The organism is Blastopirellula retiformator, assembly GCF_007859755.1.
GTDB classification, from domain to species: Bacteria; Planctomycetota; Planctomycetia; order Pirellulales; family Pirellulaceae; genus Blastopirellula; species Blastopirellula retiformator.
This window is the reverse complement of the sequence record NZ_SJPF01000003.1, coordinates 169513-183644: the sequence shown is the minus strand read 5'-3', so window position 1 is coordinate 183644 and position 14132 is coordinate 169513. Positions and strand designations below refer to the sequence as shown.

Sequence of the window (14132 nt, the reverse complement as noted above, 5' to 3'; positions counted from 1 at the left end):
AATGCTTGACCCACCACCCCCACTTTTAGTATAAACTTGTACAGGCACGCAGATCTCGGCATTCGTCCCAGATCGGCGAGCGATTCCTCTCCTTTCCCGGCGCCTGCAGGATGCGTTGGGTTCTCTTTTTCATAGCGCGCTCGGCCCGCAGGATCAGGCCGCGCGTGGTGGTTTGGGCAGTGTTGTTTTCGGAAAACGCCGACTCCGGTGGCGCTCTCCGTACGCGCGCTCCTACAGCCAAGGGAGAAGTTGGTCATGTCGATCGCGATGTTAGAAAGTTGCGAACTGCAGCAGCCGAGTTTTGAAAATCAGAGCTGCGTTGAAGCGGCCCCGTCTCGAACCAGCCAACCAGAGACAGCGCCGTCCGATTCTCCGCTAACAAGTGTGACGACGGCACAGATGTTCGCGCGGCGGCGGCCGCCGGCTTGGCTCTTGCCGGGGATGTTGCGGCAGCATCAAGCGGCCGTTCTCTTGGGGCCGAGTCGTTGTCTGAAAAGCTCGATCGCCATCGACCTGGCCGGCGCGCTGGCGACCGGCGGTACGTTTCTGGGGCAGTTCGCCGCCGAGCGGGCTTTTCGCGTTGGGTTTGTCGCCGGCGAGGCGACTCGCGACGTGGCGGTTGACCTGACCGTGCGGTGGGCCAGTGCGAACGGAACCGAGCTGGAGTCGCTCGAGCGTTTGACCTGGAGCTTCGACCTGGCGAGCCTGGACGGGCCGGCCAACTTGCGTCGGCTAAGCGATTGGATCGAGCGGCACAAATTAGAGGTGGTGCTGATCGACGCGGCCGATCTTCTGGCGCCGACGCGGCGGGGAGCCGCGGCCCAGCTGCGCGATCTGGTCCGCTGCATTCAAAACGCCGGGGCGACGCCGATCTTCTGTTGCCCTTTGCGCAAAGAGCCAAAGCCGCGCCCCTTGGGCACGGCCGACCTGGCCGGCGATCCATGCGATGCGATTGCCCGGCAATGGATCTTGGTCAACCGCCGCGAAGCGTTTGTGCCGGGGAGCGGCGCGCATCGGCTCTGGCTCACCTATGGCGGCAGCGGCGCCGTCGGTGATCAATTGGGGGTCGACATCGACGAAGGAGCGGCCGGCGACGCTTGGCAGGTGACCCCGCGCGACTTGGCGTCGATCCGCGCAGAAGAGGCCGATCAAATCGCCGCTGATCAGGCCGAACATCTGCGGTGGAAGTTGCGGGCCGTCCTAAAGCGGGTCGATCCGCTACTCGCCACAAAGCTGAAAATCCGCGAGCTGTCGGGCATGAACGGCGGCAAGTTCGCCGCGACGTGGGACCGCATGGTCGCCGACGGCGAGATCGTCCCAATTCGCCCGCGTTACGCGGCGGCGGCGCAGTTCGGCGAACCCTGTTATCGCCTGGCGGATGGAGCCGAAAAAAAAGAAGCGAGTCGAGTCCACTCCCCTCTGGCCGATGACAATGACGAACTCCAAGACCGGCCAGAAAAAAACGAACCGCGGAGTCCACTGCCGTCCGACGAGCCAGGCTTCGTGACGCTAACGTGCGCCGAGTTACTCGCCTTGGACGAGGCGGAGCAAAAAAAAGCGCCGCCGAGTCCAGTCCCTACGCCGCGCCAGAGACCCCGGCAGCTTCCGAAGAAAAAGAAACGGCGACGATGAGGGCGTAGGGCAGGCCGTGCCTGCCGAATGCAAACGCCCGCAAGTCGGCAGGCACGGCCTGCCCTACGTCGGAGGCAACTCTTCTTTGATTAACTGCTTATACGCCCCTTCAAACCATCGCGCTACGTCGCTCTTATAGAACGCCGAGAACCGGCTCTCGCTTGGTCCACCGGGCAGGTTGGACCAGGCCTCGCTGGTCGCCATGTCGGCGATAAAGTGGTAGCTGGGGGCGAAGGTCGACGATCGTTTCGCCGTTTGCAGCACGTGCCCTTGGAAGATCGTCGAGAAGTTGCCCGGCATTGGGTAAGGGCGACTCTCGAAACCAAGTAACCGCCCGACGCTGATGCCGCCGAAGAAGCGGTCGGTGAAGTGGAAGTTGTTTACTTCGGACCACGGCTTCTCGACTTCCAGCTTCAGCTTGTCGGCGGCCGCGCGGATCAATTCTCCTTTGTTGCGTCCCTTCCACCAGAGCGACTCGTCTTTCTTGAGGATGCGATCGACCGCGGCGATCACCATGCTCGAAAATCCGACCCGCGATGCGACGTACAACACGCGACGACGACCGAGTCCTTCGGCCTGGCCGAAGATTTCGAGCAGCGTGTTGCGGTAGAGCCGTTGAAAAAGGACCGCTTCGTAGCTGTCGGGCGAATAGTCCTGGTTCCAGTTCTCGAGCCGCTGCACGATCGATTTGTCGGCGACATGCGGCAACAAATAGGGAAGCAGTTCGCGGGCCTGCAGACTGACCAGGTCGTACTGCAGCGTCTGCATCTCTTCGACGGTCACTTCGCCGGCGTAGGTCAGCTGCTCGACGATGCGGCGTTTGCGATAGTCAGGCAGCGTTTGACTGGTGACCCGCACGCCGTCGACTTCCGGCTGCTCTTCGTTGGCGGTGGCGACAAAGCCACACTCGGGATTGTAAATGCTCGGCAGATACTCGGGGCCGAGAAAGCCGTTCCAGTGATTCGCTTCGTCCCACGCGGCCAGCGGCCCCAGTCCCGTCGCGCCAGGGCGACGTGCCGGAAAACGCCCGTTCCCCTGCATGCCGATGTTTCCTTCGACGTCGGCAAAGACCCAGCAGAGCGTCGGCTGCGGACACTGTTCGGCCACTTCCATCGCGGTGGTCACGTCCGGCGACGCGATCACATCGAGCCACGAGCCGATCGCCGCGCCGCTGCCAGGCGCCGTGCCGCTCCAAGCGAGCGAGAACTGATAGCCGGGCGTCAGCGGATCGGCGTCGAGCGTCCCTTGCGGATTTTCGAGTACCGTCATCGTCTCCGCTTCGGCGCCCCCCTTGCGGCCGAGCGTCTCCTCGCGAACTTCAAAGTTCATCCAGGTATCAGCGCCGCGGCGATATTGCCACTCGCCGGTCGGAGAGCGTCGACAATCTTCCACAAAGATGTCGATCGTATCTCCTTTCATGTAGGTAACGCCCCAGGCCAACTTCGAGGTGCGCCCCACGGCGACCAGCGGACACCCCGGCAACGTCGCCCCCATCACGTAGTCGTCCCCCCAGTCGAGCACCGCCTCGTACCAGATCGCCGGCAGACGGTTGATTTCCAGATGCGGGTCGGAGCAGAGCATCGCCCCGCCTGAAGCGGTGCGCGATGGCGCGACGGCCCACGCGTTGCTGCCGGCCAAGCGCGGCAAGTCGGCCAGCACTTCCAGCGCTTCGTCCGACATGCGGGGCAGGGAAGGGACCTTTCGAATCAACTCGAAGTCAACATGATCGAGCCGTCCTTCAAACATCTCGCGGAGCGCCTCTTCGCTGGCGCCAGACTGGATTAGCTCGACGACGATCCGCTCGTTTTCCAACTGACTGACCGCCAAGCCGCCAAAGCTGAGCAAATTGCCGATCAAGAGCACGCTGACCGGATCCCACGGCTCGGATTCAAAACCGGTCGCCCACATTGGCCACGATTGCCCAACGGCGGCGGCGCCATCATTGACGCCGACCGCGTAGTGGGCGATTTGCTCGCGAATGTGGGAGCGGAGCAGGCCGACCTCGCGCTGATGATTGCGATGCAAACCGATCCGACGAAAAAAACGATCGGTTTCGCGCAATTCCTCCTTGTCGGCGATCAACTCTGACGCGCGACCGGCCGAAACCGCCCGGGCGAACATGATTTGCGTGATGCGGTCGGTCGCATGCATGTAGCCGAGCCCGTACAGCGCATCGTGGTGAGATTCGGCAAAAACATGCGGAACGCCAGCTTCATCGCGGGCAATCCGTAACTTTCGTTGGCAGTTCGGCGTCGAAAGGGGAGTTAGTGTCATCGCTGGCGCAGCTATGTCGGGAGAGATCGGGTGGTATTCGTAGTATCGACCGCCAGGCGTGTCCCAGTTTACCGCTGTCAGCGTTACAATCGTGACGCTGGCGCCCGCCAGCGGAGCAACTGGTTTAACCCCTGTGTTGCACCCCACCAGTTCATCGTTAACCGACCGTGAGGCGGCGTGAGTTCGACGCGAAATCGCATCGCAGGCTACGCATTCGCCAGCCCCTGGCTGGTTGGGTTGGTGCTGTTATACCTGTTTCCGTTCGCGGCGTCTCTGTATTGGAGCTTTTGCCGCTACGATCTGATCAATCCGCCCCAGTGGATTGGGGGCGAAAACTACTCCCGGCTTGCGGAGGAAATCGCCAGCGGGACCGGGTTTGGCCAGGCTTTGGGCAATACCGCCTATTACGCCGCCGTTAGCGTGCCGCTGTCGATCGCGCTCGGCATCTCGCTGGCCGTCCTGCTGTCACTGCCGGTCCGTGGCCAGGCGATTTTCCGCACTCTCTTTTTTCTGCCGTCGGTGATTCCCGTGGTCGCGGCCAGCATCTTGTGGATGTGGCTGCTCGACCCGACCGATGGGATCGTCAACTACGGTCTCTCATCTCTCGGTCTGGGCCAGCCAAAGTGGCTCGAGTCTCCGGGCAATGTCTTCGCGGCGTTCTGGCAAACCGGCAGTCTTGCGCCGGGGTCAAAGGACGCGCTCGTGTTGATGAGCCTTTGGGGAGTCGGCAACTTTATGGTGATCTATCTGGCGGCGCTCGGCGATGTGCCAAAGTCGCTGTACGAAGCGGCGCAGCTCGACGGCGCCGGACCGCTGCGCCGATTTGTGCACATCACGCTGCCGATGCTCACCCCGATCATCTTCTTCAACCTGGTGATGGGGCTCATCCAATCGGTGCAGGCCTTCACGCAAATCTACATCGTCAGCGAAGGCCGCGGCTCGCCGGCCGGCTCGACGATGATGATCAGTCTGCAGTTGTTCCTCAGCGCGTTTCAACATCTCGATATGGGGTACGCGTCGGCGATCGCCTGGTTGTTGTTCGTTCTCTTGCTCGCGGCGACGCTGTTGCTGTTTCGCACGTCGCGTCGCTGGGTCTATTACGGAGGATGATCATGCACCGCAGCACGCTTCAGATCGCCGCGATTCTTTTGCTGCTGGGCGTTGTCGCCTATGCGGCGTCGCTGGGCGACAAGCAAGAGCAAGCGACGCCGCCGGGGCGCAAGGAGGTTCTGTTCTGGCATTTCTGGGGAGGCGCCGACCGGGCGACCGTCGAAGAAATCGTCCGCCGCTTCAACGAGTCGCAAGACGAGCACTTTGTTCGCGCGATTGCGATGCCCGGCAACAACCTCGACCTGAAGTTCTTCCTGGCCGTGGCGGGGGGAGATCCGCCGGATCTGCTGAACATCGACGATCCGGTGATTGCCGACTGGGGCGCTCGGGGCGCGATCTTGCCGCTCGATGCGTTTGCCCCTGAGCACGAAGTTCGCCAGGCGGAAGCGTGGCTATTTCCCGCCGCGCGACGTTTGGCGACGTACGAGGGACGTCTTTACGCGCTGCCCAACGGTCTCGACATTCGGGCACTCTACTATCACCAGACGTTGCTCGATCAGTACGGATTACAGCCGCCGGAGACTTTGGCCGATCTCGATAAGATCGAAGCGACGATCGCTCCGCCGGGGCTAACCAGCTATGAGCGACATGGCTACTTGCCCGACTCGCGGCGTTTGTGGGCATGGGGCTATGTCTTTGGCGGGCAGTTTTATGACGAAGCGTCACAGACAGTGACGGCAGACGACGCTCAAATTGACGCGGCGCTGCAGTGGATGGTCGGCTATCGACAGCGATATGGGCCAGCCGAGATCGCCGCGTTTCGGGCCGGCGATCAGTCGCTCCCGGGCAAGGCGTTTCCGCTGCTGTCGGGGCGGTACGCGGTGATGATGGATGGTCAGTGGCGGGTACGCGATATTCGGGCTTATCAGGCGGCGCAAGCGGAACGAGGCGAACCGATCACGCAGTTTGGCGTGTGTCCGTTGCCTCCGCCGCCCGGTGGACGCCAGCGGGCCGGTTGGGTGAACGGCAATAACTTTGTCGTGCCGCAAGGCGCCCGAAACGCGGCTGGGGCCTGGGAGTTCATGAAGTTCTGGAGCGGCATGGGGCACGAAGCGGAAGCGGCGCAAACCTGCGTCGCCGGCGGCTGGATCCCGGTTTCCCAGCAGGTCGCCCAGCAGCCGCAGTTCCAAGCGTTTCTGAAGTCAGAGCCGCTGTTCGCCCAGTTTGTCGAGCTGGCCGGCAGCGACAACCAATACCCGATCCCGGTCGTTCCGGCCGGCCCGTTTTTCAACAACGAAATCAAGAACGTTGCCGAGCAGGCGATGCTGGGCGCCGCCGAACCTGACTGCGAGGCGATGCTGCGCGACGCAACGCGAGTCATTCAGCGACAGATCAATGCAGCCCGGGAGTCGGAAGAGTGAAACTGAACCCGATCGAGAAAATTCTCGCCTACCTGGCGCTATTGGTCGTGGCGGTCTTGCTGGCCGGACCGCTGGCGATCATGGTCTGTTCGTCACTGAAAACGCCGGCCGAGATTCAGGCCAATCCGCATGCGCTGCTGCCGCAGTCGTGGCGGTGGGAAAACTATGGCGACGCGGTCAGCGCGATGCCCTTCTTCCTTTACTTGCGCAATACGCTGCTGATCTGCATCGGTTCGGTGGTAGGAACGGTGATCTCTTGCTCGATGGCGGCGTATGCGTTCTCGAAACTGAATTGGCCTGGCCGCAATCTGTTGTTTGGCGTGCTGATCGGCACGATGCTGCTGCCATGGCATGTGACGATGATCCCGCGGTTTCTCCTCCTGCGCGAGGTCGGTCTTTACAACACGCTGGGCGCGTTGATCATCCCGACTTTCCTGGGAGACGCGTTCTCGATCTTTCTGTTGCGACAGTTCTTTCGGACCATTCCCGAAGAACTGAGCGAGGCGGCGCGGATCGACGGGCTCAGCGAATGGGGGATCTTCTGGCGGATCGTGTTGCCGCTGTCGAAACCAGCGATCGCCACTGTGGCGTTATTTCAATTTATCGCCGCCTGGAACGACTTCAGCGGACCGTTGCTGCTACTGAGCGACAAGAGAAACTTCCCGCTGGCCTATGGCCTGGAGCAGTTCGTCAGCTCCTACAGCGACCAAACCCACTTGCTGCTGGCGGCGGCGACGTTGTTCACGCTGCCGATTGTGGTTCTGTTCTTTCTGACGCAGCGGACGTTCCTCAAAGGGATCGCGACGACGGGGTTGAAGTAGCTCGGACTACAAGGTCTTAACGTGTGCCCCTGCTGGACAAGCCAGCAGGGGCACACGTTAAGAGCATGGCATAGACTTAGCGGATCTCACGTCCTTGTTCGTCCATGTTGTTTTTCAGGTCGTCGACGATCACGTCTCGCACGTCGCCGGGGTCGTCGTATTGCCACACTTTGACCGACGCAAACTTAATGCTGGCCGTTTTCCAGGCGGCTGGTCCCGCCCAATCAGGCAGCCAGATGCCCAGGTTCAACTGGGCCGCCATCGACGGAACGAAACGATGATTCTCGGCCACCTTCTTGCCGTCGATGTAGTGAACCGCGTAGACGGCGTATTGATCAGGCCCGAGCTTCTTCAGTGGGTTGCCGACATAGTCTGCAAACGGAATCGACTTCTCCTGAATCCAGTAAAAGCCGTCCTGCTGGGCGACCATCGCGTCGGTCACGGCCGGCAAGGGCTGCAGCTTGGTCCGCCACTCGGTGACGAAGGCGTGGTAGTCGCCATCGATCGCGTGCGACACATCCCACAGCAGCGGCTCGTGCCGGTTCTGCAGAAACGTGTTGTAGAGCGCCTCCGAATATTTGCCACCCTTGCCGAACTCGGGGAAGTCGAGCTCCGACCAGTACTCGTTGGCGCCCATGCCGTACGCTTTCATGTGCGGGTTGTACATCGGCTTGTCGGCCTGGAACTCATCAAGCGGTTCGTCGCTGGCGTGAACCCAGCGATAGCCGTAAGTCCACATCGCCGGGATGGCGCCCCTTGGCTCGCGCGGGTCTTGCGGGCCTCCTTCGTGTCGTTCTTTTTGGCCGACCTTGGCGACAATTTCATATCGGCCGGAAGCAAAGAAGGGCTTCGACACGATCACGCCGCCCACGCGATCTTTGCGGCCCCACAGGCCGACGACGTCGCCATCGTACTGATCGCCATGGCCGGTGCAGACCAGGACGCTTTTCTGTTCTCCATGCACGTCGTCGGTGGCGATGGCGACATTCTCCGGCGCCACGCCATGATTGCCGCCGCCCCATTTCTTCCGCAGCACATACCACTTTTGCGGATCAATCTGGCCGGTCGACCAATCCTCGGTAAAGACGAGCTTGGCGCTCTCCGGCGGCGCCGGCAGACTTTCGGGCAGATCGGCCGCAGCGGAAAAACAGCAGATATTCAACAGGAGCAACAGCGACGCATGAAGGATTCTCTCGTACAAATCAGGGAGCGACGACAGGCTTACCTTGCTATGATAGACAAACGGTAAAACGTTACTCTCTAACCACGAAAATCTAACTGCGGCCAGGCGCACTCACGATGAAAGAAGACTTCCGCGGTTTCTGCAATGCCGGCCCCGATGTCGCCCGTCAGGCGATCGAGGAAGCGCATCAGGCGGTTGTCGAAGATCTACAAGCGGCTCTGGAAGAAGCGTCCGACGACGCTCAGCGCGACGACATCGAACAAGCGATCGCCGACGCCGTCGCCGAAAAAGATCGCGTGCTTAAACAGCTACTCTCACCCGACAGCGGTTTCTAGTACGGCTGCGGGATAAACCGGCGCTCGCCCCGCAGGTTGTTTTCGTACGGCTGGTCATCATCCCGCTTCGGCAGCTTGATCTTCTTGCGCGGAATGTCTTCGTACTCGCCCAGACTCAACAAGTGCGAGATGCAGTTGAGATGGGCGCGGCGTTTGTCGTCCGACGGTACGACGTACCACGGCGCTTCCGGGATATCGGTCGCCGCCATCATCGCATCGCGGGCTTTCGAGTAGTCGTACCACCGCTTGCGGGCCTCGATATCCATCGGGCTAAACTTCCACCGTTTGTCCGGCTGGTCCAACCGCTTTTGAAACCGCCGCCCTTGCTCTTCGTAGCTGACCGAGAACCAGTACTTGATCAAATGGATGCCGCTGCGGATCAACATCCGCTCGAACTCCGGCGTGCTGCGGAGAAACTCTTGGTACTGCTCGTCGGTGCAGAAGTCCATCACTCGCTCGACGCCGGCACGGTTGTACCAACTGCGGTCCATCAACACGATCTCGCCAGCTGACGGCAGATGCGCGACATACCGCTGGTAATACCACTGAGTCTGCTCGACGTCAGAAGGTTTGCTAAGGGCGACGACGCGACAACCGCGTGGATTCATCTTTTCCGCGATTCGCTTGATCGTGCTTCCTTTGCCGGCGCCGTCGCGACCTTCAAACAGGACGACGAATCCCGTTCCTTGCTTTTTGATCCACTCCTGCGCCTTGACCAACTCGATCTGTAACCGCTCAAGCTCCTTCTCGTACTGCTTCTTCTTCATGCGGTCGCGTGGGTCGCGCTCTTGATCCAAATCGCTGTCATTCTTCTTGGCGTGATCGTCTTTCGACTTGGAGCGTTTACTCATTGGGTCGGCTTTCAGAGAAGCGGGGCGGAGGGCGCCGTACGACTGGCCGGCGTCTTTCTCAGAAAGGGTAGCATACGCGCTCGGCGACTGTCGTGCGAATCATGCCGATCGTAGCGACGACGACCATGAGCATGACGCCAGCCGCTCCGCTGACGGATGCGATCCTCGTACTGACGTCGCCCGCGTAAGCGAGCCGGAAGTTCCACCAGGCGAAAAACGATCATGCTCCACGAATCGTTCATTCCAATCCTTTCTTCGGAGGAAACGTTCTCGTATCTAGCGCTTGCTCACTCCCACTGGACTACCGTTTCGGCCAATGCGAGCCCGCTCAAAAAAGCGCCTTCCACTTTCGCTTGTTGACACCAGTCGCCGCCGACCGCCAGACGCAACTCGGCGTCGGACAGACACCCAACCGACAGCGGCTGCGGCGGAATCGAGTATCGCCAACGATGAGCCGTTTGATAGGCGACCCCTGGCAGCGACTTGCCAATCGCCGCCGCCAGCGCCGCCAACATCTGCGGGGCGATCTGGTCGGGCGACTGCTCGACGTGCCGTTCGCTCCACGCTTGCGTCGCGTGCAAAACCCAACAGTCTGGCTCCGCATTGCGGCCCGGCTTACTGCCGTTCCGCGCAATCCAGGAAAGCGGAGAGTCATGCACAAAGGCGCCATCCAGATCGAACGGCAACCACTGCGTAAATTGGACAAGCGTCGCCCAGCATGGGTTCAGCGTGACTTTTGCGACCTCGGCAGCGCACTGCGGCGCGACTTCGCCCAGCAACACAGTCGCTTGCGCTGGCGGCGCCGTGCAGATAAGCGCATCAAACGGGCCGAAGCGTTCGCCCGACTCAGCGGCCAACGTCCAGCCGTCGTCGTCGCGGCTGACGGCTTCAATGCGTGTGGAGAGATGAATCGCCCGCCCTTCGGCGAGCCGTTTGACTGGCGCGTTCATCGCCGGAACGCCGACGTAGCGAACCGGGCTGTTTTCTGAGAGGGTGACTTCGCCGCACTGGAGCACGCCAATTGGACTGGTCCAGGGAGCCGCTGCTCCGGCAGCGACCCACGCATCAACTTCGACATGAAAGCGTGGGTCGCGGGCAGTGAAGTACTGGGCGCCATGGTCGAACTGGAGATCCGGCTCGACGCGGCGAGTCGACATGCGGCCCGCGACGCAGCGGGCCTTGTCGAACAACTGCACGTCATGTTGGGAAGAAAGCTCACGAGCGCAAACGAGGCCCGACAATCCAGCGCCAATAATCGCGACTTTCAAGCTTCCTTCCCTCCTGGTTTTACTTCTTCGACTTGAATCGATAGAGCGTGCCGTATTCGCCAAAGATGGCGCTGACAATCACGTCTCCCGATTCGTCTTCGCCAAACGTAACCACCGGCGGGTTCGATGGATTGGCGATGCGATAGTTGGCTTTCACCTTCTTCGCTTCCAGATCATAATCCAGCGCCCAAACTTTACCGGTCACGTAGTCGGCGTACAAGTATTTTCCGACCAATTCCGGCACGGCGGTTCCGCGATAGACGACGCCGCCGGTGATCGACTTACCGACCTCGTGATTGTATTCCCAGATCGGCTCGATCATCTTGTCGTTGGCGTCCACGCCGCTGTTTTTGAACTGGTGGAACCCTTCGCGCTTGTTCCAGCCGTAGTTGCCGCCTTTGACGATCAGGTTGATCTCTTCCCAGATATCCTGGCCGACGTCGCCGCACCACAATACGCCGGTCTTGGAATCAAAGCTGAACCGCCAAATGTTGCGAAGACCATAGGCGTAGATCTCGGGCTGGGCGCCTTTGACGCCAACAAACGGGTTGTCGGCCGGAATCGCATAGCTCTTACCGTCAGCCTGATGATCGACGTCGATCCGCAACAGCGAACCGAGCAGCGACGACAGGTTCTGCCCGTTTCCTTTCGGATCGCCGCCGCTGCCGCCATCGCCCAAACCAATGTAGAGATAGCCGTCGGGGCCGAACGCGATCGTGCCGCCATTGTGATTCCAGAACGGCTGCTTGATCGTCATGATCACTTTTTCGGACGCGGGGTCGGCCTTGTTCGGATCATCCTGCGACACCGAGAACTCTGAGATCACCGAAAGCTGCGGTTCTTTCTCGGTGGTGTAGTAGACGTAAAACTTGCCGGTCGACTTGTAGTCGGGATGAAACGCGAAGCCGAGGAAGCCTTCTTCGTTTTGTCGCGGGTTGAAATGGACCTGCTTGTCGATATCGAGGAAGACCTCGGTCGTTTCCCCTTCCGCTTCGTCCTTCGGCATGATGTGAATCACACCTTGCTGTTCGGCGACGAATAACCGGCCGCTTCCGTCGCCGGCATGGGTGATGATCAAGGGACGGCGGATTCGCAGGTTCTTGAAAGTGCGAACCATCTCGACCGTGTCGAGCGGCGTTTCCGAGAAAGCGACCGGTGCGGCCTCTTGAGCTCGCACGACGGCGGCGAACATCGCCAACAACAGAAACAACGAAAACGTTCGGCGAAACGGCATGGATGCGACTCGTGGTTTGGAAAGGGGGGATTTCGGTTCCGGACTATTTTAGCCTTCTCCAACGCCCCTTTCTATGAGCCGCCCAACACGAAATCAGGCCAATCCGCCCAATTCGGGGGCGACTGCCGCTGTCGGGTCAATCGCCAACCGCGACGCCAGGCGAACCGCTTCGATCAGGCTGGTCACGCCGGCCTTACCTTGCCACGCGATATCAAACGCGGTGCCGTGATCGACCGAGGTGCGGATAATCGGCAGTCCCAAGGTAATGTTTACCGCCACATCAAACGCCAACGCCTTCAGCGGAATATGTCCCTGATCGTGATACATGCAGATCACGCAATCGGTCGTCGCGCGGCGCTCCCGCAGAAAGACCGTATCCGGCGGCAAAGGCCCGGAAATATCAACGCCCATCGATTGTGCCTCGGCGACAGCCGGCGCGATGATTCGCTCTTCTTCCGAATTGCCGAACAAGCCATGTTCGCCAGCGTGAGGATTGAGCCCGCAGATCAGCATCTTGGGGGCGTGCCCCCGAATGCGACGCATCGCCTCGTGACAAAGCTCAATTACCTCGACAATTCTTTCCTGCGTCAGTAAGCCGGGAACTTCTCCATAACCGACATGCGTCGTCACAAACCCGCAGGTGATTTCTTCCGACGTCAGCATCATGCAGATGCGGGCCGAATCGGTCTCGTCGGCGAAGATCTCGGTATGCCCCGGATAGTTGACCCCAGCGGCGTGCAGCGCTTCTTTGTTGATCGGGCCGGTGCTGATCGCGTCGACCTGTCCCGCTTCTGCGGCGCGGATCGCCGCCAGGATGTAGTCGTAACAGGCTTGACCGCAGGTTGCCGAAATCTCGCCTGGCACAACGGCCGCCGCATCGATCGCTTGCAGATCATAAATGGCCGGCGTCGTCACGTCGCGCAGTTGATCGGCGCCGTCCGCAGCAGCGATCACCTGTTCGCACATCGGCAGGTCCAGCAACTTCGCCACCCGGCGCAGTAGCGGAGCGTCGCCAAAGACGATCGGCGTGCAATATTGGGCGACATCGGCATTGGCTAATAGGCGCAAGGCGATCTCCGGACCAACTCCGGCCGGATCCCCCATCGTGACGGCAATTCTCGGTTTCATAGCAATCTAGACGAACAAAGCGGGACAATCTCTCCCTCTTATTAGAATCAGATCGCCGCCCGACCGCTAGGAAGGCGAACCTGGCGGACCACTTGGTTGTCGAGGGAAGAGTAGAACCCGCACCTTACCCCACGAGCCCAACATGCCGCAGCCGCTCTATCAAATTGACGCCTTTACGTCCCAACCCCTCTCTGGGAATCCCGCCGCCGTCTGTTGGCTCTCGCAACCGTGCGAAGATAGTTGGCTCCAACAGGTCGCCGCGGAAATGAATCTCTCCGAAACGGCTTTTCTCTGGCAAGAGGAAAGCCGTTTTCGTTTGCGCTGGTTCACCCCGACCGTCGAAGTCGATCTTTGCGGGCACGCCACCTTGGCGGCATCGCACTTCCTATGGGAAACCGGCAAAGCGGCGCCAGAGCAGACGATTGAGTTCAACACCCGCAGCGGCGTGCTGACCGCGACGAAGGTTGGTTCGCGGATCGAGCTCGACTTTCCGATCGACGAGATCGAAGTCTGCCCGCCGCCGGCCGGACTGATCGCGGCGCTCGGCTGCAAGGCGATCGCCACCGGGCGCAATCGCCGCGACGTGCTGGTCGAAGTCGCGACCAAAGCCGAGCTGCGGAGCGTGCAGCCTGACTTTCGCGCCTTGGCCGAGATCCGCGTGCGCGGCGTGATGGTGACGTGCCGGGGCGATGGAGAGCGGTACGAATTCCTCTCTCGCTTCTTTGCCCCAGGCAGCGGGATCGACGAAGACCCGGTGACCGGCTCGGCCCACTGCGCGCTGGTGACCTACTGGTCGCCGAAATGGCAAAAAGAAACGCTGCGGGCGTTTCAATGCTCGCAGCGTGGTGGAGAGGTGGAAGTGACCCTCGACGGTGATCGCGCGAAGTTACGCGGCGCGGCGGTTACCGTCTTGCGGGGCGAGCTGGACGCGTGAC

The 14132-nt window shown here is 60.8% G+C and carries 12 protein-coding genes; 6 read left to right on the top strand and 6 right to left on the bottom strand.

Annotation, left to right across the window (positions count from 1 at the left end; translation table 11 throughout):
- Positions 1-285: 285 nt before the first annotated feature.
- The gene (locus tag Enr8_RS12500; RefSeq protein WP_390620193.1) at positions 286-1632 is read left to right on the top strand and encodes an AAA family ATPase; all 1347 of its coding nucleotides are present in this window, start codon (positions 286-288) and stop codon (positions 1630-1632) included.
- Between the two features lie 63 nt (positions 1633-1695).
- On the opposite strand, the gene Enr8_RS12495 is transcribed toward Enr8_RS12500, so the two are convergent.
- Positions 1696-3906: a penicillin acylase family protein gene (locus Enr8_RS12495; RefSeq protein WP_146431997.1), complete on the bottom strand. Its 2211-nt coding sequence runs from the start codon at positions 3904-3906 to the stop codon at positions 1696-1698.
- 177 nt (positions 3907-4083) lie between these two features.
- On the opposite strand from Enr8_RS12495, the gene Enr8_RS12490 reads away from it, so the two are divergent.
- From Enr8_RS12490 to Enr8_RS12480, 3 genes are read left to right on the top strand one after another with little or no spacing between them, the layout of a single operon-like run.
- The gene (locus tag Enr8_RS12490; protein WP_146431996.1) at positions 4084-5016 is read left to right on the top strand and encodes a carbohydrate ABC transporter permease; all 933 of its coding nucleotides are present in this window, start codon (positions 4084-4086) and stop codon (positions 5014-5016) included.
- 2 nt (positions 5017-5018) lie between these two features.
- A complete protein-coding gene (locus tag Enr8_RS12485) occupies positions 5019-6377 on the top strand; it encodes an extracellular solute-binding protein (protein ID WP_186767619.1) in 1359 nt (452 codons plus the stop codon).
- Positions 6374-7198 (top strand): carbohydrate ABC transporter permease, encoded by an 825-nt coding sequence (locus Enr8_RS12480; protein WP_146431991.1) that lies wholly within the window; start codon positions 6374-6376, stop codon positions 7196-7198. The genes Enr8_RS12485 and Enr8_RS12480 overlap by 4 nt, the downstream gene beginning before the upstream one ends.
- Before the next feature lie 76 nt (positions 7199-7274).
- Here Enr8_RS12480 and Enr8_RS12475 read toward each other — a convergent pair whose 3' ends face one another.
- Positions 7275-8399: a glycoside hydrolase family 16 protein gene (locus Enr8_RS12475; protein WP_246120066.1), complete on the bottom strand. Its 1125-nt coding sequence runs from the start codon at positions 8397-8399 to the stop codon at positions 7275-7277.
- Between the two features lie 98 nt (positions 8400-8497).
- Here Enr8_RS12475 and Enr8_RS12470 point away from each other — a divergent pair, with 98 nt between their 5' ends.
- Positions 8498-8716 (top strand): hypothetical protein, encoded by a 219-nt coding sequence (locus Enr8_RS12470; RefSeq protein WP_146431989.1) that lies wholly within the window; start codon positions 8498-8500, stop codon positions 8714-8716.
- Here Enr8_RS12470 and ppk2 read toward each other — a convergent pair.
- The 4 genes from ppk2 to pdxA all read right to left on the bottom strand — a co-directional run bounded on the left by ppk2 (position 8713) and on the right by pdxA (position 13197).
- On the bottom strand, positions 8713-9567 hold the full coding sequence (ppk2, locus tag Enr8_RS12465; RefSeq protein WP_146431987.1) for a polyphosphate kinase 2: 855 nt from the start codon (positions 9565-9567) through the stop codon (positions 8713-8715). The genes Enr8_RS12470 and ppk2 overlap by 4 nt on opposite strands.
- Positions 9568-9854: 287 nt before the next feature.
- Positions 9855-10835, bottom strand: coding sequence for an NAD(P)/FAD-dependent oxidoreductase (locus tag Enr8_RS12460; RefSeq protein ID WP_186767618.1), 981 nt, complete (start codon positions 10833-10835; stop codon positions 9855-9857).
- A 19-nt stretch (positions 10836-10854) separates the two neighbouring features.
- The gene (locus Enr8_RS12455; RefSeq protein ID WP_146431981.1) at positions 10855-12069 is read right to left on the bottom strand and encodes a PQQ-dependent sugar dehydrogenase; all 1215 of its coding nucleotides are present in this window, start codon (positions 12067-12069) and stop codon (positions 10855-10857) included.
- A gap of 93 nt (positions 12070-12162) precedes the next feature.
- On the bottom strand, positions 12163-13197 hold the full coding sequence (pdxA, locus tag Enr8_RS12450) for a 4-hydroxythreonine-4-phosphate dehydrogenase PdxA (protein ID WP_146431979.1): 1035 nt from the start codon (positions 13195-13197) through the stop codon (positions 12163-12165).
- A gap of 142 nt (positions 13198-13339) precedes the next feature.
- Here pdxA and Enr8_RS12445 point away from each other — a divergent pair, with 142 nt between their 5' ends.
- Complete coding sequence (locus tag Enr8_RS12445; protein WP_146431976.1) at positions 13340-14131, top strand: PhzF family phenazine biosynthesis protein; 792 nt, start codon at positions 13340-13342, stop codon at positions 14129-14131.
- Position 14132: the final 1 nt, after the last annotated feature.